We start from the raw sequence: 25907 nt of genomic DNA on the forward strand, positions 1-25907 counted from the left end.
TCCAGCCCGCCAGGCGCCCCTCCTGGAGGACCGGCTGATGGGTGCCGTCGTCGCCCTCGACCGGCTGCTTGACGGCCGCCAGCTGTGGCGTGGCCCGGCCCGCCAGGGGCCAGCCAGCGACCATCTGGCCAGCGGCCACCCGGCACTGGACGCACGCCTGCCCGGCGGCGGCTGGCCGGCCAGCGGGCTGTGCGAGGTACTGCAGGCGGCGCCCGGGGTGGGCGAGCTGGCGCTGGTCTGGCCGGCACTGGCCAAACTGAGCCAGCGCGACCGCCCGATCGTGCTGGTCGCCCCGCCCCATCGCCCGCATGCCCCGGCCTGGGCCGCCGCCGGGCTGGACCTGGCCCAGCTGCAGATCATCCATGCCGCTCCGAAGCAGGCGCTGTGGGCCGCCGAACAATGCCTGCGCTCGGCCGCCTGCGCGGCGGTGCTGTGCTGGCCACACCAGGCCGACGACCGCTCACTGCGCCGCCTGCAGGTGGCTGCCGACAGCGGCCAGTGCCTGGGCTTCGTGTTCCGCGAGGCGCAGGCGGCGCGCAACCCCTCCCCGGCCAGCCTGCGCCTGCAGCTCGACCACGGCCAGGTACGGGTGCTGAAGTGCCGTGGCGGCCTTCCGCCGGCGCAGCCGTTGCCGCTGGCCATCGCCCACTGAGGCCGCGCCATGCACTGGGCCTGCCTGTTGTTGCCGCAGCTGGCGCTGGACAGCGTGCTGCGCCTGCAGCCGGACCCGCAGCGGCCATTGGTGCTGCTGCAGGGGCCGGCACAGCGTCGCGTGCTGCGTGCGGTCAGCCCGGCCGCCCGCGCAGCGGGGCTGCGCCCGGGCATGCTGCTGTCGGCCGCGCAGGTACTGGTGCAGGACATGCACCTGCACGACTACGACCCGAACGCCGAACAGCACACCCGGCAGCTGCTGGCCAGCTGGGCCTACGCCTACAGTTCGCAGGTCAGCCTCGATTTTCCGCACGCGCTGGTGCTGGAGATCGGCGCCAGCCGCGCCCTGTTCGGCGACTGGCTGACCATCGAGCAGCGCCTGCGCAACGAACTGCATGAACTCGGTTTCCGCCATCGCCTCGTGGCTGCACCCACCGCGCATACTGCACGCGTGCTGGCCAACGTCCACGACGGCCTCGGCATCGATACGCAGCAGCTGCCGGCGGCGCTGGCACAACTGCCATTGCCGCGCTGCGGCCTGCCCAGCGAAGTGGTGACCGTACTGGGCCGCTCCGGGCTGCGCACGCTGGGTGCGGTGCTCGAACTGCCGCGCGACAGCCTGGCCCGGCGCTTCACCCCCGAGGTACTGCAGCAGCTGGATGCATTGCGTGGGCTGCCCACCGCACCCCTGCGCTACTACCAGCCACCGGACCGTTTCGATGCACGCATCGAGTTTGAATACGAAATCGAATCCAGCCAGGCCCTGTTGTTCCCGCTGCGTCGCCTGCTGCTGGACCTGGCCGCATTCCTTTGTTCGCGCGATGGCGGCGTGCAGCGCTTCGACCTGCATTTCGAGCATGACCTGCTGCCGGCCAGCGTGCTGACCATCGGCCTGCTGGCGCCCGAGCGCGATCCCGCGCTGCTGTTCGAGATCGCGCGCAACCGCATGGAGGCCTTCGCCCTGCCAGCCGGCAGCCGCGCACTGCGCCTGCAGGCCGAGCAGCTGCCGCCGTTCGTGCCCGCCGCACGCGACCTGTTCGATACCCGGCCGGCGCAGGCGATGCCCTGGAGCCAGCTGCGTGAGCGCCTGCGCGCACGGCTGGGCGATGACGCCGTGCAGCCGCTGGCGGTACAGGCCGACCATCGCCCTGAACGCGCCAGTGGCATCCAGCCCCCGACCAAACCGCCCGCTTACTGGCCACTGCGCCCCGGCTGGCTGCTGGACACCCCGCAACCACTGCGTGATCCGCGTCTGCGCATCATCGCCGGGCCGGAGCGGATCGAATCGGGCTGGTGGGACCAGGCCGACGCGCGCCGCGACTATTACGTGGTGGAAACCGCGCACGGCCAGCGTGGCTGGGCGTTCCGCACACGCAATGACCCGCATGCGCCGTGGATGCTGCACGGCTGGTTCGGCTGAACCGCGATGCACAGCGAACTGCCCGGCTACGCCGAACTGCACTGCCTGTCGGCCTTCAGCTTCCAGCGCGGCGCCTCGATCGCCGAAGAACTGTTCGCGCGCGCCGCCGGCCAGGGCTACCGCGCGTTGGCGATCACCGACGAATGCTCGCTGGCCGGCATCGTACGCGCCTGGCAGGCGGCGAAGACGCATGGCGTGGCGCTGATCATCGGCGCCGAATTCCAGGTCGAGGATGGGCCGAAGCTGGCACTGCTGTGCACCGACCAGGCCGCCTATGCGGGGCTGTGCCAGTTGATCACCACCTGCCGGCGGCGCGCGGCCAAGGGCGAGTACCGCTGCCTGCGCGAGGACCTGCTCGGCCTGCCCGACGGCCTGCTGTGCCTGTGGCTGGACCGGCAACCGGCCGCCACCGACCTGGAACTGCTGCGCGCCGGCTTCGATGATCGGCTGTGGCTGGCAGTGGAACTGCACCACGAACACGACGACGCACGCCGCCTGCAGCAGCTGCAGGCCTTCGGCGAACGCCATCGCCTGCCGCTGGTCGCCAGTGGTGACGTGCACATGCATGTGCGCCGCCGCCGCGCTCTGCAGGATACGCTGACCGCGATCCGCCACCGCTGCAGCGTGGCCGAAGCTGGCTGGCGCCTGTTCCCCAACGGCGAGCGCCACCTGCGCCCTCGCACCGCGCTGGCCCAGTTGTACCCACCCGAACTGCTGGCCGAGACCCTGCGCATCGCCGAACGCTGCCACTTCACCCTGGAACAGCTGCAGTACACCTATCCGCGTGAACTGGTGCCCGAAGGCCACGACCCGGACAGCTGGCTGCGCGTGCTGGTCGAGCGCGGCATCCCGTGGCGCTGGAAAGACGGCATCAAACCGGCACAACGCACGCAGATCGAGCACGAACTGGCGTTGATCAGGCAGAAGAACTACGCGTCCTATTTCCTCACCGTGCAGGACATCGTGCGCTTCGCCCGCAGCCAGGACATCCTCTGCCAAGGGCGTGGCTCGGCGGCCAACTCGGCGGTGTGCTTCGTGCTGGGCGTGACCGAGATCGACCCGGCGCGCAGCAACCTGCTGTTCGAGCGCTTCATCTCCGCCGAGCGCGACGAGCCGCCGGACATCGACATCGACTTCGAGCACGAGCGCCGCGAGGAGGTGCTGCAGTACGTGTTCAAACGCTACGGCCGCGAGCGCGCGGCATTGACTGCAGTGGCAATCAGCTACCGTGGCCGCAGCGCGATCCGCGACGTGGCCCGCGCGCTTGGCCTGCCGATGGACCAGGTCAACGAACTGGGGGCGGCGATGGACCACTGGGGCGGCCACGTACCGCTGCCGGAGACCCTGCGCGAGCGCGGCTTCGATCCGGACACGCCGTTGATGCAGCGCCTGCTGGCACTGACCACCGAACTGATCGACTTCCCGCGCCACCTGTCGCAGCACCCGGGCGGTTTCGTGATCTCCGAGCACCCGCTGTCGACGCTGGTACCGGTGGAAAACGCGGCGATGGCCGACCGCACCGTCATCCAGTGGGACAAGGATGACCTCGATGCCACCGGCCTGATGAAGGTCGACTGCCTGGCGCTGGGCATGCTCACCGCCATCCGCAAATGCCTGGCGATGCTGCAGCAGCATGGCCTGCACAGTGGACGCATGGATGCGATCGAGGATGACGACAAGCCCACCTACGACATGATCAGTGCCGCCGACACCATCGGCGTGTTCCAGATCGAATCGCGCGCACAGATGGCCATGCTGCCGCGCATGCAGCCGCGCAACTTCTACGACCTGGTGATCGAAGTGGCGATCGTGCGCCCCGGCCCGATCCAGGGCGACATGGTGCATCCTTACCTGGAGCGGCGCCGGCTGCTGCGTGAACAGGGCCCGGAAGCGCTGGACAACCTGGAAGAACCGCTGTATCCGCCGCAGCTGGAGCGCGTGTTCGCGCGCACCCTGGGCGTTCCACTGTTCCAGGAACAGGTGATGCAGCTGGCCGTGGATGCGGCCGGATACACCCCCGGCGAGGCCGATGCCCTGCGCCGCTCGATGGCCGCGTGGAAACGGCGTGGCGGGCTGGAACCGCATCGCGAAAAACTGCTGACCGGCATGCTGAAGAACGGCTTCAGCCGCGAGTATGGCGAGCATCTGTTCGAGCAGATCAAGGGCTTCGGCGATTACGGTTTCCCGGAAAGCCACGCCGCCAGTTTCGCCCTGCTGACCTATGCCAGCTGCTGGCTGAAGTGCCACCACCCGGCCGCGTTCACCGCCAGCCTGATCAACAGCCAGCCGCTGGGGTTCTACAGCCCCGACCAGTTGCTGCAGGACGCACGCCGCCATGGCATCCGCGTGCTGCCGGTGGACGTGCGCCACAGCGACTGGGACTGCACCCTGGATTTCAGCAAGGGCGCGGCGTCGATCAGGCTTGGCCTGCGCCTGATCGACGGCTGCAACGAAGCGGCCGTGCAGGCCATCATGCACGAGCGTGCACGGCGACCGTTCGACGATGTCGGTGACCTGTGCCAGCGCACCGCCCTGGACCGCCGCCATCAAGGCCTGCTGGCCGATGCCGGTGCGCTGCGAGGGCTCAGTGGCCATCGCCATCGTGCGCGCTGGGATATCTCGGGCGTAGAGAACCGGTTGCCACTGTTCGACCAGGCCCGTGCCACCGCCGAGGCCCGCGTGCCGTTGCCACTGCCCAGCGCATGGGACGACATGCAGGCTGACTACCGCAGTACCGGCACCACCCTTGGCCGCCATCCGATCTCGTTCCTGCGTGCACAGCTGCGCAGCCGTGGCTGCCTGGATGCCGTACAGCTGGCGGGCCACGGCCATGGCCGTCGCGTGCGCATCGCCGGCCTGGTACGCATGCGCCAGCGCCCGCAGACCGCCAGCGGCGTTACCTTCCTCACCCTCGAGGACGAGACCGGCATGGTCAATGCGGTGGTCTGGCGCCACCTGGCCGATCGCCAGCACCGGGTTCTGGTCGACACCCAGCTGATGCAGATCGATGGCCGCCTGGAGCGCGTTGATGGCGTGCAGCATGTCATCGTGCAACGCATGCACTGCCTGGATGAGCTGCTGCAGGGACTGCGCAGCCACAGCCGCGATTTCCACTGATACCGGGAATGACGGCGTGATGGCTACTGGGTGATGGCTACTGGGTAGAGTCGACTCTACCCAGTCGACGCTGCCCGGCCGGCTCTACCCATCCCCTTTTGCATCCGCTATCGTCGGCCTATCCAAGGAAGGACGACCCGATGCCCCGTGCGCTGCTGCTGACCACCCTGGTGGTCTCGACCCTTGCCCTGCTCGTTTCCGGCTGGACCGCCTGGGGCCTGCATCGCAGCCAATCGCCAGAGCGGATCATCGAAGCGCGCGGCCTGGTCATCCACGATGCAGGCGGCCAGCCGCGGGTGATCCTCGGCGCACCGGTTCCCGATCCGCTCAGCCAAGGCCGCCCCCAAGGACCGCGTGCCACGGCACTGTCCGGCCTGATCCTGCTTGGCCCCGACGGCTCCGAACGTGGCGGCTATGGCACCAGTGACCGTGGCGGCGAAGCGCTGCTCACCCTCGACGATGCCACCGGCACCACCGAAGTCTTCAAGGTGGTGGCCAACCCGGATCGTGGCGCCAGCCTGATGGTCAAGCACCAGAACAACACCGGCGCCATGCTCACCTCCTGGCAGGGCAAGCCGGAGCTGATGTTCGTCGATGACAGTGGCCAGTCCTACTACGTGCGCCCGGGTACGAACGCCGCACCCTGATCGGCTTCTGTAGGGTCGAGCCATGCTCGACTTTGCCTCATCTTCGTAGAGCCGAGCCATGCTCGGCTGCTGTCGGTAGAAGCAGTCGAGCATGGCTCGACGCTACATGACCGGGGGCAAGCATGGCACGACGCTACACCCCACAGACCGCCGCCAGGTCATCGGCCAGCTGCCGCAGTTGCGCCGGCCCCAGTGCCGCGCAGGTGATGCGCAGGCCATGCCCCGGTGCAGCCACCGCGAACACCTCGCCTGCACGCACATGCCATCCGCGCGAAGCCAGCGCCAGCACATGCGGATGGCTGTCGGCCTGCAACGGCAGCCACAGGTTCAACCCCTCCATCGGCAGCGGCGTCGGCATGCCACGCGCGCGCAGCAGCTCCTGCAGCGACTGCAGGCGCTGCTGGTAACGTTCACCTGCCGAGGCGATCTTCGCCCGCTGCGTTGCCGACGCCAGCACCGAGGTCGCCGCATCCTGCAGCAGGTGACTGACCCAGCCGGTGCCGGACGCCAATCGCAGCCGCAACCGCATCGCGGTTTCTTCATCGCAGGCCAACCAGGCCAGCCGCAGGTCCGGGCCGAGCGGTTTGGACAACGAACGCAGCAGCGCCCAGCGCCGGCCATCCAGCGGCAGCACCGAGTGATAGGCCTGCTGCGAGAGCAGCGCGTAGTGATCGTCGATCAACACCGCCACCTGCGGGTAGGCCGCCAACAACTGCCGCAACGCCCGCGCACGCTTCGCATCCAGGCTGGCCCCGGTCGGGTTGTGTGCCCGCGGGGTCAGCAGCACCGCGCGCGCACCGGCCTCCAGTGCCTGCCGCAGCGACTCGATCTGCATGCCATGCGCGTCCACCGCCACCGGCAACGGCGCGTGGCCCACGGCGTTGAGCACGTTGAGGCTGCCGAGGAAGCACGGATCCTCCACCGCGATGCGATCCCCCGGCAGCAGCCACGCCGCCAGCAGGCGCTCGATGCCATCGACCGCGCCATGGGTCAGCTCCAGCGCATAGCCCTCCGGGCAGTCCGCATCCAGCGAGGCGCGCGCCAGCGCCTGCAACCTCGGGTCGACCGTACCCACGCCATACAACCGTGGTGCGGCCGGGGCCAGGCGCAGGTTCGGCAGCAGGCGCGGATCCGGATTGCCACCGGCCAGGTCCTGCAGGGCCAGCCCGGGCGTACTGCCCTCGCGCGCCAGCGGCGGCGGCAGGCCACGCACCACCGTGCCGCGGCGGCCCGCCGTGCTGGCCAGGCCCGCCGCATCCAGGCGCTTGTAGGCAGCGGCCACGGTGTTGCGGTTCACTCCCAGCTGCTCGGCCAGTTCACGCACCGGCGGCAGCACGCTGCCGGCCGGCAGACGGCCCTTGCCGATGCCGTCGCGGATGCTGTCGAAGATCGACTCGGCGCTGTGCCCGGTGATTTTCATTTTGTCCTATGCCAAAATATCTCTTGTCCTGTGCCAGTGTATCCCACCCTGGCCGCCCTGCATTGGAGGTGCCCGCATGCCCCTTGCCGCTGCCGACTGGCCCATCGCCCAGTCCGTTGAACAGATCGCCGCCAACCTGGTCACGGTGCGCCAACGCATCGCCGATGCCTGCGCCCGCGTCGGCCGGGACCCGGCCAGCGTGCGCCTGCTGCCGGTCAGCAAGACCGTCGATGACGCCCGCATCCGCATGGCGGTGGCCGCTGGCTGCCACGAATTGGGCGAGAACAAGGTGCAGGAAGCACAACGCAAGGCCGAAACGATGGCCGACCTGGGCGTGCACTGGTCGGTGATCGGCCATCTGCAGACCAACAAGGCGCGCTACGTGGCGCGCTTTGCCAGCGAGTTCCAGGCACTGGACAGCCTGCGCGTAGCCGAGGCCCTGCAGCAGCGGCTGCAACTGGAAGAGCGCACGCTGGATGTGTTCGTGCAGGTCAACACCTCGGCCGAACCCAGCAAGTACGGACTGGAACCCGACGCGGTCGAGGCCTTCGTGCAGCAGCTGCCCGCGTTCGATCGCCTGCGCGTGCGCGGCCTGATGACCCTGGCCATCTTCACCCCCGACGTCGAGCGCGTGCGCGCCTGCTTCGTGCGCCTGCGCGAACTGCGCGACCAGCTGCAACGCACCGCCCCGCCCGGTCTGGACCTGTCGCAGCTGTCGATGGGCATGTCCGGTGATTTCGAAGTGGCCATCGAGGAAGGCGCCACCGTGGTCCGCGTCGGCCAGGCAATCTTCGGCGCCCGCGCCACTCCGGACAGCTTCTACTGGCCGAACAACGGAGCCCCGGCATGAAGCACGCGGTTGTCGTGCAGCACGTTGCCTTTGAAGACCTCGGCACCCTGCAGCCACTGCTGTTGGCGCAGGGCTGGCAGCTGCAGCTGCTGCAGGCCGGCGTCGATGCGCTCGATGACGCCGAAACAGCTGACCTGCTGGTCGTGCTGGGCGGTCCCATCAGTGTCAATGACACAGGGACCTATCCCTTCGTCAACGACAGCATTGCCCTGCTGCAGCGCCGGCTGCTGCAGCAGCGGCCGACCCTGGGCATCTGCCTGGGTGCACAGCTGATGGCGCGTGCACTCGGTGCCAGTGTCGCTCCCAGTGGCGGCAAGGAAATCGGCTTTGCGCCACTGCTGCTGACCGATGAAGGCCAGCGGTCTCCGCTGCAGTCCCTGCAGGGCATTCCGGTACTGCATTGGCATGGTGAGGCGTTCGAACTTCCGGCCGGTGCACGCCGCCTGGCCAGTACGCCGGCCTGCCGTCACCAGGCGTTCGCCATTGGCAGCCACGCACTGGCCCTGCAATGCCACCCGGAACTGGATGCCCGCCAGTTCGAGCGCTGGCTGATCGGCCACACGCTGGAGCTGGCCCAGGCCGGCATCGATCCCAACGACCTGCGTGCGCAGGCGCGTCGCTATGGCGCACCGCTGGCTGCGGCCGCCACCGCGATGTTCGACCATTGGCTGCAGGACCTGCCGGAGACACCGCAATGAACTACCGATTGCAGATCCACCGCGATGGTGCCCACTGGGGCCACTTCGACTGCAGCGGCCCCGATGCCCTGCAACGCATGGACGCCATTGCCGCACAGCTGCCTGCCGATCAGGGCTTCCAGCTGAAACGGCAGAAAGGTGTCGGCGAAGAGCGCATCCTGTCCAGCAATGCCGATGGCCTGCGGGTACTGGCTTCGCAGATCCAGTACCGCGACCTCTGACCCGATGGTAGTGCCGGCCGCTGGCCGGCATCCGGATCTGCCGGCCAGCGGCCGGCACTACCCGACGGCATTCCGGCATGCCAATCTTCCACCATGCTGACCCTGCAACGCGGCAACCACCACGGACTGCTCATCGCCCCGCGCTGGCCCTCCACCCGCATCCAACTGGAAGAAGAGGTACTGCAACGCCTGCTCGACGCGCAGGCAATGCTACCTGCCGGGCTGCACCTGCTGCTCACTCGTGGCTTCGAACCCAGCCGCAGCCGTCTCGGCGGCTTCCGCCGCGCGGTGCGACGGCTCGGCATTGCGGTGTTTCGCACCTGCTACCCGCAGCGCCGCGATGAGATCGATGCCATCTTCGGCGCCAACGGCCACGACATCGATGGCCGTCATATCGATGTCTCACTGGTACTGCACGGCAAGCGGCTGCGGCTGCTGCCCCTGGGCGTGTTCACCCCACCGCGCTGGCAGGATCGTCGCGTCGCCCACCATGCCGAAGCGGTCGCGCGGGTGAAGCGCAGCCTGCAGCACTGCGGCTTCGAGCTGCATCACAACCCCACCGAAGCCCTGCAGATCCACTGCGACTATCGCCCGCGCTGACGCCGCGGTGGCCCATGCGTGCTGTGTCTCGCGCCATAGATGCAAATGATTCTCTTTTGCTGTAAGGTGCAGCCGCTGCCCTTGCCGCCGCGGGCTGTTCCCTTTCCCAGTTGTCGCCCGCCCCGTGTCCACGCCTGTCGAACCGACGGATGTCGCGCAGCTGTGCGCGGCCCATTACCGGCCGCTGCACGCCCATGTCCGCCGCAAACTCCCGCAACGCAGCGACGCCGATGACGTCGTCCAGGAAACCTGGCTGCGTGTCGTCAAAGTCGCCGCCAGCGGCCTGCTGAGCAACGGCCGCGCCTATCTGTACCGTGTCGCCCACAACCTGATCGCGGATCACTACCGGCAGCGCCAGCGCCGTCGCGAAGAGGCACTGGATGACACGCAGTTGCAGGCCATCGCCGATCCTGCACCACTGCCCGAGCAGCGACTGCTCGACGCCGAACAGCTGCGCCACCTCGACGCGATCATCGCCGCGCTGCCACCGCGCTCGCGCCAGGTGTTCCTGCTGGCGCGGGTTGAACAATTGGCGCTGGCCGAGATCGGGCGCCAGCTCGGCATCAGCCGGCAGACCGCGCACGGCCATCTGCTGCGCGCCCTCGTCGCCCTGCAGCAGGTGCCCGGCGCATGAGCCAGGACGCGATCGCGCGCGAAGCCGCACGCTGGTGGCTGGACGGGCACGACGGTGACCGCGACGAGAACGCGTTCGACCAGTGGTACCAGGCCGACCCCCGCCATGCCGCGCAGTACCAGCATCTGCAGCACCTGTGGCAGGCAGGCGCGACGCTGCCCAGCCTGCAGCGGCAACAGCAGCGCAGGCAACGCCGTCGCCTGCGCGAAGCCGGCATTGCGGTTCTGTTGCTGTGCGCGCTGGGTCTCTACAGCCGCCATGCCTCGCCGCCCGTGGCGCAGGTACTGCGTACGGCCGCTGGCGAGATCCGCGAAGAAACCCTTCCGGATGGTTCGCATGTCCTGCTGTCACCCGGCAGCGAAGTGAAGGTGCGCATCGATGGGCAGCGCCGCCAGCTCCAGCTGCAGCGCGGCCAGGCCTGGTTCCAGGTCGCTGCCGATGCCGACCGGCCCTTCCAGGTGCATACCCCACAGGGCACCGTCACTGCACTGGGGACCGCATTCGATCTTGCCGTGCAGGGCAACAGCAGCGTGGTCACCGTTACCGAGCATCGCGTGCGCGTGGACAGCGGCAACGTCAGCATGCTGGCCGACGACGGCGAGCAGCTGCGCTTCGATGGGCAGGCAACAGCCCATGCAACAACCGCCGCCCCCGGAACACTGGCCTGGCGCGAGCGGCGCCTGCACTGGGTGTCGGCCCCGCTGGCCGACGTCACGCAGGGCCTGGACCGCTGGCACGGCGGGCACACATGGGTCGTCGGCGAGCAGCTGCGCCAGCAGCCGGTCACCCTGCTTGGCAGTGCCGACGGTGCAGCCAGCAACCGCGACCAGTTGGCCACTCAGTTGCAGGTACGCGTGCTGCGCCTCGGCGCGGGCATACAGGTGTGGCTGCCGCCACGCAGGGAACAGCGTGATGGACCCTGACATCCGGCCTGCGGCTGCGTCTACCCAGGATGACGACGCTCTGCGTCAGCCCCTGGAGCCCCCGATGCTGTGCCCCCGCCCCCTTGTCCTCGCCCTGTCGCTGGCCTGCGCCAGCACCGTTCCACTGCTGCCAGACAGCGCCCACGCGCAGGCCGCCACTCGAAGCTACGATCTTCCCGCCCAGCCACTGGCCGCCGTGCTGGACGCCTACAGCCGGCTGACCGGTGTAGATCTGGTGATCGGCGCGGCGCTGCCTGCCGGTCATTCGGCGCCTGCGCTGCGCGGTGACTTCGACGATGCGCAGGCCCTGACGCGCCTGCTGGCGGGCAGCGGCCTGCGCCCGCGCTTCGTGGATGCGCGTCGTGCCGCCCTGGAACCGGCGCCGGCTGAACGTACCGATGGCAGCCGCCGCACCGGCCCGCTGCGGGTGCAGGGCACAACCACGCACGGCCAGGCGCCGGGTGCCGGCGCCAGCCAATATGTACCGGCCACCCGCGATGGCTTTGCGCCCACGGTCGGCAGCGAGCGCGTGGCGATGGCCGAACGCCAGGAAGGCAACAGCCTGCTGCGCTCGATGCCCGGCACCCACAGCTTCCATTCGCGCAGCCAGCCGGGCCTGCAGGTCAACATCCGCGGCATGACCGGTGCCGGCCGGGTCAACACCATGATCGACGGTGTCACCCAGACCTTCCGCAACAATGCCGGGCATGGCTCGGGCGGTCCGTTCGCCTATGTCGATCCTTTCCTGCTGGCCGGCGTGGACGTGCAGCGCGGTGCGGTCGCCGGTGGTGATGGCGCGGGCACGCTGGCCGGCAGTGCCAACTTCCGCACGCTGGATATCGACGATCTGCTCGATGAGGGCCGTGACTGGGGCCTGCGTGCAGGCTATCGCCACGGCAACAACGGCTACGGCAGCGGCCGTACCTTCGCCGGTGCCTGGCGCCACAGCGAAGAGGGGGGCGACCGCCAGTTCGGCCTGCTGGCCGCCGCCAGCAGCAGCCGCAGCAGCGAATACGCGACCGCGCGTGGGCAGAAGAACAACGCCGACCCGGGCAGCCAGCAGCCCAGCAGCTGGCTGTTGAAAGCACGCCTGCAGCCCAGCGACCAGCACCGGCTGGACCTGAGCCACATGCGTTACGAAAACGACTTCTACCACAACTATCCGTGGCAGATTTCCGCGCGCAACCAGCGCGCCAGTTACCACTACACGCCCTATTCGCCGTGGATCGACCTGCGTGCGACCTTCGCCAGCAACAAGACCCGGCTGTTCTATCCGCCGGTGGAGGCATCCAGCTACATCGGCCGCCGCACCCACAGCAGCCTGAGCAGCTGGACCGTGGACAACACCAGCCGCTTCGACATCGGGGCACTGCAGGCGCGCTGGAACACCGGCATCAAGCACCAGTCGGACATCTATGTGGCCGATACCCCCATCCTGCGCGGTGCCAACCCGCAGGGTCGCAGCCAGCTGGACAGCGTGTTCAGCACGCTGGAGCTGCAGTACGACATCTACGCACTGACCGCCGGCCTGCGCCAGGACCGCTTCGGCATCCGTGGCCACATCCCGGTGTGCTCGGACGTGCCCGGCCAGTGCACCGAGATCAATGGCGGCGACATCGACGTGCGTCGCACCGAGCGCGCACTCAGTCCGAGCCTGGCGGTTTCATTGCAGGCCACCGACTGGCTGCAGCTGTTCGCCGAGGTCTCGCGCACGTCGCGGCCGCCGCGCGTGCAGGAAATGTTCTTCGAGAAGATCCCGCTGGAGGACGCCAGCGTCGCCGACGGCATCGGCGCCAATCCGTTCCTGCACCGCGAGCGCTCGCGCAACCTGCAGTTCGGCGCCAACCTCAGCACCGACTCGCTGCTGGTCGACGGTGACCTGGCACAGCTGCGGGTCACCCGCTTCGACAACCGCATCCGCGACTACATCAAGCCGCAGTACCTGCTGATCGTGCATCCGCCGGAAGTGGAACCGTTCGTGGTGCCGATCGACAGCGATCCGCAACTCAACGCCTGGACCGATGTGCTGGACGCCGACGACTTCAGCGCCACCACGCGCTGGATGAACCACCCCGGCGTGGTGCGCATGCGCGGTATCGAACTGGAAGCGCATTACGCCAGCGAGCACTACCACGCCACGCTGAGCTGGACCCGCTCGCGCACCAGTGCGCCGGCCATCGAGTTCGTCAACCTGGAAGACATCACCGCCCTGCCCGACCGCTACTGGACGCTGGACGTGGGCGGCCGCTGGTGGCAGCAGCGCGTGCAGGCCGGCCTGCGCGCCGAGTACTCCGGCCCGACCGAGGAAGGCTACGACTTCTTCCAGACCCGCAAGACCGGCGGCACCGGCGTGCTGCTGGACTTCTACGCGAGCTTCAAGCCCCAGGCCAACACCACGCTGTGGCTGAACATCGAAAACCTGCAGAACAAGGCCTATGACAACAATGCCTCGATCGACAGCATCTTCAGCCCGATCCTGGACCGCGGCAACGGCCGTGGCCGTACCGTCTCGATGGGCGTCAATGTGGCGTTCTAGCCGTCGCTGGCTGCCCGGATGCCTGCTCGCGCTGGCGACAGTGGCCAGCGCGCAGCCGATGCCTGGCACGGTGATCGACCTGGCCAACGGCCAACATCTGGACGAAGCCGCATTCGTGACGCGTGCGGCGGACGCCCAGAGGCTGCTGCTGGGTGAACGCCATGATCTCGCCGGAGACCACGCCGCCCAGCGCTGGCTGCTGCAGTCCCTGCAGCGGCAGCGCCCGCAGGGTTCGCTGGTGCTGGAAATGATCGCCAGCGAGCGCCAGCCACGCCTGCAGCGGGTGCAGCGCTGGCTGGCCAAGGGCAACCAGGCCGAAGGTGCACGCCTGCAGGAACTGCTGGACTGGGATACGCGCTGGCCGTGGGCCGCGTATGGCGGGCTGGTACAGGATGCTGCCGATGCAGGTACGCCGCTGTTCGGCGGCAACCTGTCACGTGCCGAGGTCAACGCGCTGCTCGCGTCCACCGAGGGCGTGCGGTTCCCGGTGGCCGCTGCCCGCCAGCGCCTGTCGGCGGTGGTGCTGGCCCAGCACGCAGACGCAGCACCGATGCTGGAAGGAATGCTGGCCGTGCAACAGGCCCGCGACGCGCGCATGGCACAGGTGCTGCTCGATGCGCCCGCGCCGGCGCTGCTGGTCGCGGGGCGCTGGCATGTACTGCGCGGTACCGGGGTACCGGGGTACCTGTCAGCGGCTACGCCTGCGCTGGTGATCGCATTGGCTTCGCCGGGTGAAACCGTCGATGCGACGGATGCCGATCTGCTGTGGGTGCTGGACGATGAGTGAGCGTGGCCAACACTGGCAGGCGATCGCGATCACCGTCGTCCTGCACCTGCTGCCCCTGCTGCTGTTGGTGCACTGGGTCGCTGTGCCGCCGATGCTGCCGCCGCCGGAGCAGGACGTGCGCATCAGCCTGCGCCTGCTGGCACCGGCCACGCCGCCACAGCCCGTAGAGGAGCGCCAGGCCGACACCCCCAGCCAGGCGCAGCAGGCGCGTGCATCGCAACCGACAAAGTCGCCCCCGCCACCGAAGCCCACCGCCGCGCGCGAGGGCGAGTTGGCCGCCAGCGAAACGGGCGGGACGGGTCGAAAGCCGCTGCCGGTCGCCCCGCCGGCGGCCGCGACCGATGCCAGTCCCGCACCGGCATCGATCACGGCCGCTCCGCCTGCTCCAGACGCGCCACCGGCGGACTTCCAGGCCGGCGCCGCCAGCGACCAGTGGGAAGCCCGCCTGATGGCGCGGCTGGAGCGTTACCGCTATTACCCTGCCGCCGCCCGCTCGCGCCGGCAGCAGGGCACTGCCTGGGTCAGGGCCAGCATCGACCGCGAAGGCCGCCTGCTGGCACTGCGGCTGGAGCAGTCCAGTGGCCAGCCGATGCTCGATGACGCTGCGCTGCAGACCTTCCGTCGTGCGCAGCCGCTGCCGCCCATTCCCGATGAACTGAAGGCACCACAGGAACTGGTGGTGCCGGTGGAGTACTACCTGCGCTAGGCGGCGTAGGCCTCCGCCTCGATCTCGAACAGCATGCCGTCCAGCGCCAGTCGCGGCACCGGGATCAACGTGCAGGTGGGCGCCGCACGGTTCGGCCAGCGCCGCCGCACCTGGTGGGCAATGATGCCCAGCCGGTCCTCATCGTGGCCGACCACCAGGATGCGCAACCGCGTCACATCAGCCAGGCTTGCCTGCGCCGAGCGCAGCGCGGTCTGCAGGTTGTCCAGCGCCTGCCCGACCTGGTCTTCGAAGCTGGGCGAAAGACGGCCCTGGGCATCTTCACCGCCCTGCCCGGCGACGTGGATCACCCGTGCCGGCAGGCGCACCACCGCCACGTGTGAGTAGCCGTTGGCCGAAGGATCATAGAGGCCCGGTGGATTGAACAGCTCCAGCAGGCCATGGCTGAGGTCCGGTGTGGTCAGCAGGTTCATGCCGCGCGCCTCGTAGGGGTTGCCGGCAGTCTGTGACCTCAACCCGGGTTGAGGTCAAACGGATCCGGTGCAACAGACCGGTCTGCCACGCGCAACGATCACGCGTTCCCGTGGACTCGAGCCTGCTCGACTTCCGCCGACCAAAAGCAGTCGAGCAAGCTCGACTCTACAGAAGCGTGGTCACGTCCACGCGGGGTCTGCAGTGAAATCGATGGTCAGCCAGAACGTGCTGCTGCGCGCATCCAGCCGCACCGCGATCTCGTCGCGCATCGCATCGACCTCACCCACTGAACCCAGCGGCATGGCCGGGTCGGCCAACACATGGATCTCGATGAAGCGCATCCGTCCCATCTTCGCCACATGACTGGTGAAACCGGCATAGCCGCGCTCGGCCACGAACGCCTGCATCACCTGCTGCACGCGCCGGTCCAGATCGTCCGGCGCCACCTGCAGCACTTCGCGCATGGCCTTCCACGCACTGCGTGCCGGCACCGGCAACACCGCCAGGCTGATCAACGCCAGCACGATCGAATCCAGGTACGGCACCCAGTGGTGCCATTCGCCCCCCTGCAGGGCCAGGGCCAGTAGGAAGGCCAGTACCACCGCCAGGCTCATCAACCCACCCAGCAGCCAGCCACGCACGTCCAGCCACAGCAGCGCCGAGCGCAGGTGCCGCGCCCGCTGGGCGACAAACGCCGCCATCGCCAGGTTGCTGGCACTCAGCAATGCCGCCCACCACAGCGCGGGCCCGAATTTCACTTCGTGCCCGCCCGTGGTCAAACCAATCACCGCGTTGGCCAGCGCATACACGCAGGCCAGCGACAGGATCACCCCGCCGAGTGCCTCGACCATCGGCTCCAGGTGCCAGTAGCCGTACTGGAAGCGCGGGCTCTGCTCCCGCGCCACCAGTCGCAGCACCGACAACGACACCAGGGTCAGGGCGACGTCGACCAGGCTGTACACGCCGTCGAACAGGATGGCCTGCGATCCCACCAGCAGGCCACCGCCGAAGCCGACCGCGCTCACCGCAAGGGTGACCCCGATCGAGAACTTCAGGATGCGTTGCTCGCGCGCGGTATCCATCGTCCGCCGAAAGGCCGACCGTTGCCGGTCAGGCCTTCAGCACCTCCACCCTGTACGAAACCGCATCACCCTCCTGCTCGATGATGAGCCCGTGAACGTCCGACTCGAAGCCCGGGAAACGGGCGTTCTGCTCGCGGGCGATGCGCAGCGACTGGATGATCGGCTCATCGCTGTCGCCAAAGCGTTCGCCCGGCATGATCGTCGGGATGCCCGGCGGGTACGGCACCAGCATGGTCGCGGCGATGCGGCCACTGATCTGCTCGATGTCGACCCGCTCGATCTCGCCCTTCACCAGATGGTTGTAGGCATCGGCCGGGGTCATCACCGGCGTCGGCAGATCCACGTACATCTCGCGCATCACCTTGGCCACCGCGAATTCCTGGTTGAACGCATGCAGCGCGTCACACAGGTCACGCAGGCCCCAGCCCGCATAGGCGTTCGGATAATCGGCGGCCAGCGTCGGCAGTGCCTGGCTCAGCGGCGCGTTGCGGTCGTAGAGCTCCTTGAATGCCATCAGCTCGGTGACCAGGGTGCTCCACTTGCCCTTGGTGATGCCCATCGAGAACAGGAACAGCACCGAGTACAGGTTGGTCTTTTCCACAGTGATGCCGCGGCCCCACAGGAACTTGCTCAGCACCGCCGCCGGGATGCCCAGCTTGCCCATGCTGCCGTCCATTGCCAGGCCCGGCGTCAGCAGGGTCACCTTGATCGGGTCGATCAGCACATAGTCGTCAACCAGGTTCTCGAAGCCGTGCCAGTGTGCATCCGGCTGCAGGTACCACTCCTCGCGCTTGGCCACCAGCGGTGCCGGCGTATCGCCCTTGTCCAGGCTGCGCTCGACCTGGGTCGGCTGCCACACGCTGAACCACCAGTCGTCACGCCCCAGGTCATCGCGGACATGCAGCATCGCGCGGCGGAAGGCGATGGCTTCGTCGTGCATTTCCTGCACCAGCGAGCGGCCAGCGTCGCCTTCCATCATCTTCGACGCCACATCACAGGCCGCGATCACCCCGTAGTGCGGGCTGGTCGAGGTATGCATCATGAACGACTCGTTGAAGCGCTCCGCGTCCAGATTGCGCTGCGCCGAATTGCGTACGTGGATCATCGACGCCTGCGAGAACGCGGCCAGCAGCTTGTGGGTCGAATGCGTGGTGAAGATGATCGCATCCTGCTCACGCGGCTTGCCCTTGGCCATGCCATAGTGGTTCTCGTAGAACGGATGGAACGCAGCATAGGCATACCAGGCTTCATCGAAATGCAGGAAATCGACCGCGCTGCCGATCTCGTCAGCGATCTTCTCGGCGTTGTAGCACAGGCCATCATAGGTCGAGTTGGTGACCACCGCGATGCGCGGCTTGGAGCCGGCCTGGTAGGCCTGGCTGGCCAGCGGGTTGGCGGCGATGCGCTGCTGCAGCGATTCCGGCGTGAACTGGTCCAGGCTGATCGGGCCGATGATGCCGTGCGCGTTGCGGCTGGGGGTGAAGTACACCGGCACCGCGCCCGTCATGATCAGCGCGTGCAGCAGCGACTTGTGGCAGTTGCGATCGACGAACACCACGTCACCGCGCGCCACCGTGCCATGCCAGACGATCTTGTTGGCGGTGGAGGTGCCATTGGTGACGAAGAAGGTATGGTCGGCACCGAAGTTGCGTGCCGCCTCGTTCTCGGCGTCCTTGATCGGGCCGGTGTGATCGAGCAGTGAGCCCAGCTCCGGCACCGAGATCGACAGGTCGCTGCGCAGGGTGTTCTCGCCGTAGAACTGATGGAATGCACGGCCGACCGGCGATTTGGTGAACGCCACGCCGCCGGCATGGCCCGGCGTATGCCAGGAATAGTTCGACTCGGCCGCATGATGGATCAGCGCCTTGAAGAACGGCGGCAGCAGGTTCTTCATGTAGTCTTCGGCCGCGCGCATCACCTGCCGCGAGATGAAGCTCTTGGTGTCTTCGAACAGGAAGATGAAGCCGTGGATGTATTTGAGCAGCTTGCTCGGCACCTTTTCGATGGTGCGGCGCTCGCCGTACAGGAACACCGGCAGGTTGGCGCGGCGCGCGCTCTGCTCGCGCAGGAAGGCGGTCAGGCGCTGGAACTCGCCATCCACCTCTTCGCTGCCGTCGATCGAGATCAGCACCGCCGAGGCCGCCACGTAGGTGCGGGCACCGGCGCGGGCATCATCCAGGTTCAGGCCGCACAGCACGCGCTGGTCGTTGCTGCGCAGCTCTTCCACCAGGGCACGGATCAGGATGCCGCCGATGCGCGGCGACTCGTAGTCGTTGTCGATGACAATGACCGGATAGTCCAGGGACTTGAAGTACACGTTGATTCTCCTTGTCGAACTCAGGAACGCTGGGCACCGGCGCTGATGGCCGAGGCCTCGCGGGCGCGCTGCCGCTGCTGGCGGCGCTCCTCGCTGAAGAAGGGATAGAACACGGTGATGAACAGCACGAACAGGAAGGCGTACTGCACGATGGTTCCCGACGAGCCGTAGATCGCCCACAGGCAGTACACGACGGTCAGGCTGGTCAGGGTCCAGAACGCACCGGTGTGGACCAGGGTGTGCGAGCGCTCGACCACGAAGTAGCAGGCCACGCACGAGTAGATGTAGGGCAGCAGGGTCAGCACCACGGCCGCCGACGTGATCACGTCGAACTGTGCCGACGCGGTTTCCGAGGTGGAAGTGACCAGCACCGCCAGGGTCATCAGCACGGCCACGATCAGCACGCCCTTGACCGGCACGTCGTCCTTGTTGGTCTTGCTGAAGATGCTCGGGAAGAGGCCGTCGTCGGAGGCTGCCTTGGCACTCTGCGCGGTCAGCAGGATCCAGCCACCCAGCGAACCGGCAGCACCGATGAAGGCGCACAGGCTGACCAGCGCACCGCCCCAGCCACCGACGGCCTTGGCGGCAGCCAGTGCGAACGGCGCATCGGAAGTCTGCAGCTCGCCGTTGGGCACCATGCCCATGATCACCGAGGAGCTGGCGATGTAGGCGATGGCGGCCAGGAACACACCGGCCAGGGTGGCGCGGGCCACGTTCTTTTCCGGGTTCTCCACCACGCCAGCGGTGACCGAAGCGGATTCAACGCCGATGAAGGCCCACAGGGTCAGTGCCGCAGCGCTGGAGATCGCGCCGAAGTTGGATTCACCGGACACGTTGTAGGCGCCCTTGAAGATGTCGGCATCGAAGAAGAACCAGCCGAAGATGGCGATGCCCAGGATCGGCACCAGCGCGAAGCTGGTGGTGACCGTCTGCACGCGGCTGACGAAGGCCGGGCCGATCATGTTGGCGAAGCTCAGCGCCCACACCAGCACCAGCACCGCGATGCAGCGCACCAGCGGCTCGGACAGGATCGGGAAGAAGTAGCTGAAGTAGCCGACCGCCGCGATCGGGATGGCGACGTTGCCGATCCAGTTGGCGAACCAGTAGATGGTGTTGGTCTGGAAGCCCATGTAGGGCCCGAACCAGTCACGCGCATAGGCATACGGGCCGCCCGCCTTCGGTGCCAGCTTGCCCAGCTTGGCGAACACGAAGGCCAGCAGCAGCGCGCCCGCGGTGGTGATCAGCCAGCCCCAGATCGAGGCGGTACCAATCTTGGCCAGGCTGGATGGCAGCAGGAACACGCCTGAGCCCATCATGTTGCCGGCGACGAGGAAGGTGGCTCCGACCACCCCGATTTTCTTTGCTTCTGCCATGACAATCTCCTGTACTGGCATGAGCCCGGTGCAACCGGGCGTGGGGACGGTTACGCTGGCGTACGACCGCTGGCGCCTATCTGATGAAGTTGTATTGCAGGCTGCCCTGCACCCGGACGGTGTCGCCGCGCGCGCCACCCTGCTGTTCCAGGCGGCCATACAGCAGCTCCATGCCCATCGTCCACGACGGTGCCGGGCTCCAGATCAGGTTGAACACGCCGTAGCGGCTCTGACGGAATGCGTCGGCCGCCAGTGCAGCATTCCGCTCCAGGGTCAGCTGGCCGAAGATCAGGTTCGATCGCCACAGCTCGGACCAGTAATGGGTGTAGCCCACGAAGCCGCCGTGCAGGTCCAGCGCGTCGAGACGGCCGTCGGCACCGACCACCGCGTCCAGCCCGGAGCCGGTCAGGTCGGCGGTGTAACGGCTGAGGCCGCGGCCACCCAGCGCACCGAACAGCAACAGGTCACGCTCGCCCACCGAGGCCGAGCCGCTCAGCTGCAGGCCACCGGCCATGCGCCGGTCGCGCTCGCCCTCTCCGTCATAGGCGAGGCTGCGCGCCACCGCGCCCAGCTGCAGATGGCCCCAGTCACGCTCCAGGCGCGCGGTCACGGTTACATCCGGCAGGCGGTTCACCGCAGCCCGCTCGTCGCTGGCACCAGCAAGTTCAGTCTTCGGGTCTTCGGCCGCCACGGTCAGCGTGTTGCCCTTCCCCATCGCGAAGCTGTGGTGGATGCCGGCCACCAACAGATAGCCGGCGCCGCCCGGCCCGGCGAAGTCCAACGTGTCGGGCAGGCTGTCCGGGTCCATGAAGCTGGAGTAGCCATAGCCGGCATAGGTATTACCGAGCTGCCCATAAGCATGCCGCAGGCGGAATTCATAGCCATCGCTGCTGCCGAAGAAGTCGTTCTCCAGATAGAAACGCAGGTTGCCGTGCGTGGTCGGGCGCCGCGCCTCGAAACTGAAGCGGGTCTGCTTGGCGTGGATGTTGAAGTTGGAGACATCGCGGTGGCTGCCGCCGACCGGCATCGACGAGGGAATGAACTGGTCCTCGTCCCCGGCCGCGCGCGAATCGGTGATCGCATCCAGCTTGGCGTAGCCGCCGATGCGGATCACCGTATCGGTGCCGGGAATGGCAAAGAACCCCTTCAGATCGGGATCGGTCGGGCCCGCCGCACTGTCCGGTCGCGATGCGGCAGTGGATGGATCAGCGACCGAATCGCGCTGCGGCAGTACCGGCTGCGCCACACCCGGCACCTGGGTGCGATGGATCACATCGGAAGGGGCGGCGGAGGCAATCGGCGCCGTTGCAGGCATGGCTGTTGCCTGCGCAGGCGTAGCATCGCGCTGCTCCAGCCGGTCCAGCCGTTGCTGCATGCCTTCCAGCGCCTGGCGCATTGCGGCAATCTCACGCCGCAATGCCTGCGCATCCTCCGCGTCACCCTGGTGGGCGTACGCCGGCGTGATCGCCAGTGCCCCCATACACGCCAGACTCAGTACCGCCAAACGCATTGCATACTCCCCGGACGAACACTCGCATCACGGTTCCGGAGCGCACGCATGCGCCGCCCTGGCTTCGCGTTGCCGTTGCTGGAAATGCGGGTACTGCGTCGACGACATCGGCCAGCCTGCGCGTGGCAGGCAACAGGACGATGACACTGTCCCGCCTGCACCCATGTCGACCCCATCAAGGTCGCGCTGCCAGAGAGGTGGCGACCGCAGCGGTCTGGGTAACAAGCAGGAAGTGAGAGTGTCGTGAATGGCTGTGCCGACCTGCCCGGATCAGGGCAGCCGCGGCGCGGCATCCATGGCGCGTTGACGCTGTATTCCATGCGTCAAAGGCTAGTCCGTTTGTCGTTTTTGGCCTTGATTGGAATCAAGGCACGACGCTTGATCTCAGTCACGATTCAGACGTGACGGCGAACAGACTATGCGCAAGCGGTTGTGTTCGCCTGGGGCACGGAACGCAACAGGCCCGCATGTCACCATGCGGGCCTGTGGTCTACATCAGCATGCAGGCATGGATCAACGCGGACCGAGCACCGTCTGCAGGTCGTCACCCTGCGGCAATCCAGCCCGGCGCTGCACCTGGCCCTGTGCATCCTGGAACAGGATACCCGGGGTGCCCTGGAACCCCATCTCCAGCATCAATACCTGGTTGGCATCAAGCTTGCCGGCGATCTCGCGGCTGATGCTCGGCAGCGCCTTGATGCCGCCACGGTCGAACTGGCGCTCGTTCTCCAGCAGCGCCGCACTCGGATCACGTGCCGCGAGAATGGCTGCGGCCTTGGCCGGGCTGTCCTCGCGGATCACACCCACCATGATGTGACGCAGCTGCACCTTGCCGGCGTCGACCCACGGACGGGCCGCCTCCCAGAACTTGTGGCAATAGGGGCAGTTGGCATCACTGAAGGTATAGACCACGCGCGGGGCGTCGGCCTTGCCGTCACGCACCCAGGCGCTGGCGTCGAGCTTGGTCCACATTTTGGCCGACATCGGTGCGGCGACCAGCTTCTCGACCGCTTCGGCAGCCACATCATTGCCTTCGGCATCGAACAGGCTGCCCACCAGCACGTGCTTGCCATCGGCCGTGACATAGGCCGCTGCAGGCTGCTGACCACCCACCACACCAGCAAAACCGCGCAGGCCACCGGGCGCATCGAATTCGGCAACGACCTCGAAGCCGTGCTTTTCGATGCCCTTCAGCACTGCAGGGCGATCGCCCTTGGCGGCAGAGGCCGCAGCACTCGTCGCCGGTGCCGTGGGGGCCTTGCCCGGCGGCGTCTGTGCCTGGCTGCAGGCGGCCAATGCCAGCATGACCGGCAGCAACAGCACCGCCGGGGCGGTGCGCAGGGAAGTCGACAACATGGGAACTCCGTAGTGAGATGCCCGCGCAGGCTACCGCAGCCGGCGCAGTTTGTGTTCAAGGCCGGCCGCGGTCAGCTCGCCCAGGTGCAGTTCACGCAGGCGTCCATCGGCATCGAAGAAGAGTGTCGAAGGATAGGCCTGTACACCCAGCACTGTTGAAGCGGCCGCTTCGTCATCCAGCAACACGTTGCCCAGCATCAGTCGCTCACCGGCAAGAAAACCCTGGACCTCATCCAGGGTTTCGCCCTGATTGAGGAAGACGAACTGCACGTTGCCATGTGCCTGCTGCGCCGCTGCGAGCACCGGCATCTCCCGTCGGCAGGGGCCGCACCATGTGGCCCACAGGTTCAGCACCACCGGCCGGCCACGGAACTGCTGCAGGTCAACCGTTCCGCCCTGCAGGTCCGCGACCTGCAGCGTTGGCAATGGCATCTGCCGCTCCTGCCAGGCCGACAGCAGCTGCCCCCCAGCAGCCCAGAGCAGCACCCCCACAAGTGCGCTCGTCAGTACCGGTGCACGCAACTGACGCCACGGCCGCAGACGCCATGATCCCCACGCCAGCCCGGCCACCAGCACCACCATCAGGTGATAGCCACCATCGGTGACCTGCAGGATGCTCCAAGGCTCCGATCGATAGAGCGCGAAATTCAGCACAACAAAACTGATACGACCACACAACAGGCCGATCAGCAGCATGTCCAGCACCATGCTTGCTGCCGACGGCAGCGGCATTCCGACGGCCCTGCGCGGCCAAAGACGGGCAACGATCATGGCCAGCAACGTGCACATGAGGATCAACACCACCGGCATCGGTACCGGTCCAACACTCGACATCAGCCCACCTGCTCAAGTTCCACTGACTGCATGGTCAAAGCGTCACGCCCAGGTTGCAAGCGCTGGCCCGCCACCCGTCATCAGGCCGCACTCCGCCCCAACTGCATGCCGGGGGGCGTCTGCAGGCCGCGCAGACTGCCGGCCACCGACGGCATCAACGGTCTTTCCCGCCGCTTGCAGTTGACGTGGCGACGATAGTTGGCCGGTGTCATGCCCACGATGCGGAGGAACAGACGCCGGAACGCGCTCTGATCAGCGTAGCCCACACCCCAGGCCACCTCTTCGATGCCTGCGCCCTGCTGCAGCAGGGTCTGCGCCTTGGCAATGCGCAGCCGTTGGCAGTATTCGATCGGCCGCAGACCGGTCGCACGGAGGAAGCGCCGCTGCAAGGTGCGCGGTTCCAATCCGGAAACCTCGCAGATTGCGGCCAGAGTGGCCCCTCGTGCCGCAGTGGTATGCAGCCAGCGCTGGGCCTTCAGTACATCGCGGTCACCGTGGGCGAAGTTGGCACTGAAACGCTCAAGATCCTGCTGGATGCCTGCGGGCACGACAATCCCGAGCTGTTGCGCGACCGCACTCGCCACGCCCTGCCCGTGCAGCCGATACAGCAAACGCAGCCCGAGGAAACGCCAGGCCTGCGATCCGCCAACGGTCAACAGATCACCATCATCGACCAGCGCCCGCTCACTGGGGACCCAGCTCACCGCCTGCGCCTGCAACCCCGGATGTCGCCCCAGATCCGGGCCGCTGACCGTTCTTCCGGCCAGCAGTCCCGCACGGGCCAGCACACCGACCCCCTCACTGGCAGCAGCCAGCAGGCTGCCACCGTCATAGTGGGCCCGCAACCAGTCCAGCAGGACCTCCTCGGCGCGCAGACAGGCTCCAGGGCTGATCTGGCCGGGAACCGCGATTACCGCAGGAATGGCGGCGTCAAGCATTTCAGCACCCGCGATGCGATGTACACCGGTCTGGCTGGCGGGCACGATCCAGCGGGTGACAAGCACGCGTTTGAACGGTCGGCGCTGCTGTTGGGCCAGGCGGTTGGCGACGTGGGCCATTTCGGCCAGCACCGAGGCGGCGGAGGGGTCCCCTCCCGGGTATTCGACCACCGCAACCTCGACGAATGCTTCGTTCCTGACTCCCTCCACAGACCACCTCCTCGGTTCGTTGCAGGCCATCGAACGGCCGGTTCAGGCGAAGGGTAGGAACAGGCCCATCTGCGGGGCTATGAAGAAAGTTGCAAAGTGGGCTGAATGCGCGTGCCGGGCTGAAGCCTTGACTCTCGACCAGACTCCAGGCTTCACAATGGCGGCAGGATCCGCAGGAAAACTGCCATGAACATTGGACAACTGGCCCGTCAGGCGGGCGTTCCGATCGATACGGTCCGCTATTACGAGCGGCAGCAGCTGCTGCCGACAGCCGCGCGCTCGGCTGGCGGCTACCGCATCTTCGGCGAGCCGGACCTGCGCCGGTTGCGCTTCATCCGCCGCGCCAAAGCACTGGGATTCAGCCTCGAGGAAATCGGCGAACTGCTGGCGCTCAGCGATCACCACCGGCAGGACATGGGAAGCGTGCGCGACACCGCCCAGGCCCGCCTGCAGGACATTGCACAACGGATGGCCGAACTGCAGCGCATGCATACCGCGCTTTCGCAGCTGGTCGATGCATGCCCCGGTCATGGCACCCTCGACCAATGCCCGATCCTGGCGGCGCTGACCGACGACAACGCATAGACATCCCTGGCGCAGATCGGCATTGCAACGCACGTGAAGAAAAGTGCAACAAATGCTTGC

At 67.5% G+C, this 25907-nt stretch carries 23 protein-coding genes; 14 read left to right on the top strand and 9 right to left on the bottom strand.

Annotation, left to right across the window (positions count from 1 at the left end):
• Positions 1-37: 37 nt before the first annotated feature.
• The 4 genes from imuA to ACZK4H_RS13040 all read left to right on the top strand — a co-directional run bounded on the left by imuA (position 38) and on the right by ACZK4H_RS13040 (position 5835).
• Positions 38-652: a translesion DNA synthesis-associated protein ImuA gene (gene imuA, locus ACZK4H_RS13025; protein ID WP_099553195.1), complete on the top strand. Its 615-nt coding sequence runs from the start codon at positions 38-40 to the stop codon at positions 650-652.
• Positions 653-661: 9 nt separating this feature from the next.
• Positions 662-2071, top strand: coding sequence for a Y-family DNA polymerase (locus ACZK4H_RS13030; RefSeq protein ID WP_099553194.1), 1410 nt, complete (start codon positions 662-664; stop codon positions 2069-2071).
• Positions 2072-2077: 6 nt separating this feature from the next.
• Positions 2078-5188, top strand: coding sequence for an error-prone DNA polymerase (locus ACZK4H_RS13035; protein WP_099553193.1), 3111 nt, complete (start codon positions 2078-2080; stop codon positions 5186-5188).
• A gap of 140 nt (positions 5189-5328) precedes the next feature.
• On the top strand, positions 5329-5835 hold the full coding sequence (locus ACZK4H_RS13040; RefSeq protein ID WP_099553192.1) for a hypothetical protein: 507 nt from the start codon (positions 5329-5331) through the stop codon (positions 5833-5835).
• Between the two features lie 133 nt (positions 5836-5968).
• Here ACZK4H_RS13040 and ptsJ read toward each other — a convergent pair whose 3' ends face one another.
• Positions 5969-7255 carry a MocR-like B6 salvage transcription factor PtsJ gene (gene ptsJ / locus ACZK4H_RS13045; RefSeq protein WP_099553191.1) on the bottom strand — a complete coding sequence of 429 codons (1287 nt, stop codon included), beginning with the start codon at positions 7253-7255 and terminating at the stop codon, positions 5969-5971.
• Between the two features lie 76 nt (positions 7256-7331).
• On the opposite strand from ptsJ, the gene ACZK4H_RS13050 reads away from it, so the two are divergent.
• The 9 genes from ACZK4H_RS13050 (at position 7332) to ACZK4H_RS13090 (ending at position 15210) form a co-directional block, all read left to right on the top strand.
• Positions 7332-8105 carry a YggS family pyridoxal phosphate-dependent enzyme gene (locus ACZK4H_RS13050; RefSeq protein ID WP_099553190.1) on the top strand — a complete coding sequence of 258 codons (774 nt, stop codon included), beginning with the start codon at positions 7332-7334 and terminating at the stop codon, positions 8103-8105.
• Positions 8102-8803 (top strand): glutamine amidotransferase, encoded by a 702-nt coding sequence (locus ACZK4H_RS13055; protein WP_099553189.1) that lies wholly within the window; start codon positions 8102-8104, stop codon positions 8801-8803. The genes ACZK4H_RS13050 and ACZK4H_RS13055 overlap by 4 nt, the downstream gene beginning before the upstream one ends.
• Positions 8800-9024 carry a hypothetical protein gene (locus ACZK4H_RS13060; protein ID WP_046984670.1) on the top strand — a complete coding sequence of 75 codons (225 nt, stop codon included), beginning with the start codon at positions 8800-8802 and terminating at the stop codon, positions 9022-9024. The genes ACZK4H_RS13055 and ACZK4H_RS13060 overlap by 4 nt, the downstream gene beginning before the upstream one ends.
• A 93-nt stretch (positions 9025-9117) precedes the next feature.
• Positions 9118-9624 (top strand): hypothetical protein, encoded by a 507-nt coding sequence (locus ACZK4H_RS13065; RefSeq protein WP_099553188.1) that lies wholly within the window; start codon positions 9118-9120, stop codon positions 9622-9624.
• Between the two features lie 124 nt (positions 9625-9748).
• The gene (locus ACZK4H_RS13070) at positions 9749-10258 is read left to right on the top strand and encodes an RNA polymerase sigma factor (RefSeq protein ID WP_099553187.1); all 510 of its coding nucleotides are present in this window, start codon (positions 9749-9751) and stop codon (positions 10256-10258) included.
• On the top strand, positions 10255-11181 hold the full coding sequence (locus ACZK4H_RS13075) for a FecR family protein (protein WP_099553186.1): 927 nt from the start codon (positions 10255-10257) through the stop codon (positions 11179-11181). Before ACZK4H_RS13070 ends, ACZK4H_RS13075 begins: the two co-directional genes overlap by 4 nt.
• Positions 11182-11245: 64 nt before the next feature.
• Positions 11246-13717, top strand: a complete 2472-nt coding sequence (locus ACZK4H_RS13080; RefSeq protein ID WP_099553185.1) for a TonB-dependent receptor — start codon at positions 11246-11248, stop codon at positions 13715-13717.
• Positions 13704-14504: a ChaN family lipoprotein gene (locus ACZK4H_RS13085; protein ID WP_099553184.1), complete on the top strand. Its 801-nt coding sequence runs from the start codon at positions 13704-13706 to the stop codon at positions 14502-14504. Before ACZK4H_RS13080 ends, ACZK4H_RS13085 begins: the two co-directional genes overlap by 14 nt.
• Positions 14497-15210: an energy transducer TonB family protein gene (locus ACZK4H_RS13090; RefSeq protein WP_099553183.1), complete on the top strand. Its 714-nt coding sequence runs from the start codon at positions 14497-14499 to the stop codon at positions 15208-15210. Before ACZK4H_RS13085 ends, ACZK4H_RS13090 begins: the two co-directional genes overlap by 8 nt.
• Here the strand turns inward: ACZK4H_RS13090 and ACZK4H_RS13095 are convergent.
• The 8 genes from ACZK4H_RS13095 to ACZK4H_RS13130 all read right to left on the bottom strand — a co-directional run bounded on the left by ACZK4H_RS13095 (position 15207) and on the right by ACZK4H_RS13130 (position 25262).
• A complete protein-coding gene (locus ACZK4H_RS13095; protein ID WP_099553182.1) occupies positions 15207-15641 on the bottom strand; it encodes a RidA family protein in 435 nt (144 codons plus the stop codon). The genes ACZK4H_RS13090 and ACZK4H_RS13095 overlap by 4 nt on opposite strands.
• A gap of 180 nt (positions 15642-15821) precedes the next feature.
• Positions 15822-16724 carry a cation diffusion facilitator family transporter gene (locus tag ACZK4H_RS13100; RefSeq protein WP_099553181.1) on the bottom strand — a complete coding sequence of 301 codons (903 nt, stop codon included), beginning with the start codon at positions 16722-16724 and terminating at the stop codon, positions 15822-15824.
• Positions 16725-16752: 28 nt separating this feature from the next.
• Positions 16753-19041, bottom strand: a complete 2289-nt coding sequence (locus tag ACZK4H_RS13105; RefSeq protein ID WP_099553180.1) for an Orn/Lys/Arg family decarboxylase — start codon at positions 19039-19041, stop codon at positions 16753-16755.
• A 20-nt stretch (positions 19042-19061) separates the two neighbouring features.
• Entirely contained in the window at positions 19062-20414 is a 1353-nt protein-coding gene (gene adiC, locus ACZK4H_RS13110) for an arginine/agmatine antiporter (protein ID WP_006461445.1), read from the bottom strand.
• A 76-nt stretch (positions 20415-20490) separates the two neighbouring features.
• Positions 20491-21924, bottom strand: coding sequence for a DcaP family trimeric outer membrane transporter (locus ACZK4H_RS13115; RefSeq protein ID WP_099553179.1), 1434 nt, complete (start codon positions 21922-21924; stop codon positions 20491-20493).
• A 513-nt stretch (positions 21925-22437) separates the two neighbouring features.
• Entirely contained in the window at positions 22438-23280 is an 843-nt protein-coding gene (gene dsbG, locus ACZK4H_RS13120) for a thiol:disulfide interchange protein DsbG (protein ID WP_099553178.1), read from the bottom strand.
• Positions 23281-23310: 30 nt separating this feature from the next.
• The gene (locus ACZK4H_RS13125; protein ID WP_099553177.1) at positions 23311-24114 is read right to left on the bottom strand and encodes a TlpA disulfide reductase family protein; all 804 of its coding nucleotides are present in this window, start codon (positions 24112-24114) and stop codon (positions 23311-23313) included.
• A gap of 80 nt (positions 24115-24194) precedes the next feature.
• Positions 24195-25262, bottom strand: a complete 1068-nt coding sequence (locus tag ACZK4H_RS13130; RefSeq protein ID WP_099553176.1) for a GlxA family transcriptional regulator — start codon at positions 25260-25262, stop codon at positions 24195-24197.
• A gap of 186 nt (positions 25263-25448) precedes the next feature.
• Between ACZK4H_RS13130 and ACZK4H_RS13135 the strand changes: the two genes are divergently transcribed.
• Positions 25449-25847, top strand: a complete 399-nt coding sequence (locus tag ACZK4H_RS13135) for a heavy metal-responsive transcriptional regulator (protein ID WP_099553175.1) — start codon at positions 25449-25451, stop codon at positions 25845-25847.
• The last annotated feature ends 60 nt before the right edge of the window (positions 25848-25907 follow it).

This window comes from Stenotrophomonas sp. 78350_Sma, from assembly GCF_056482105.1.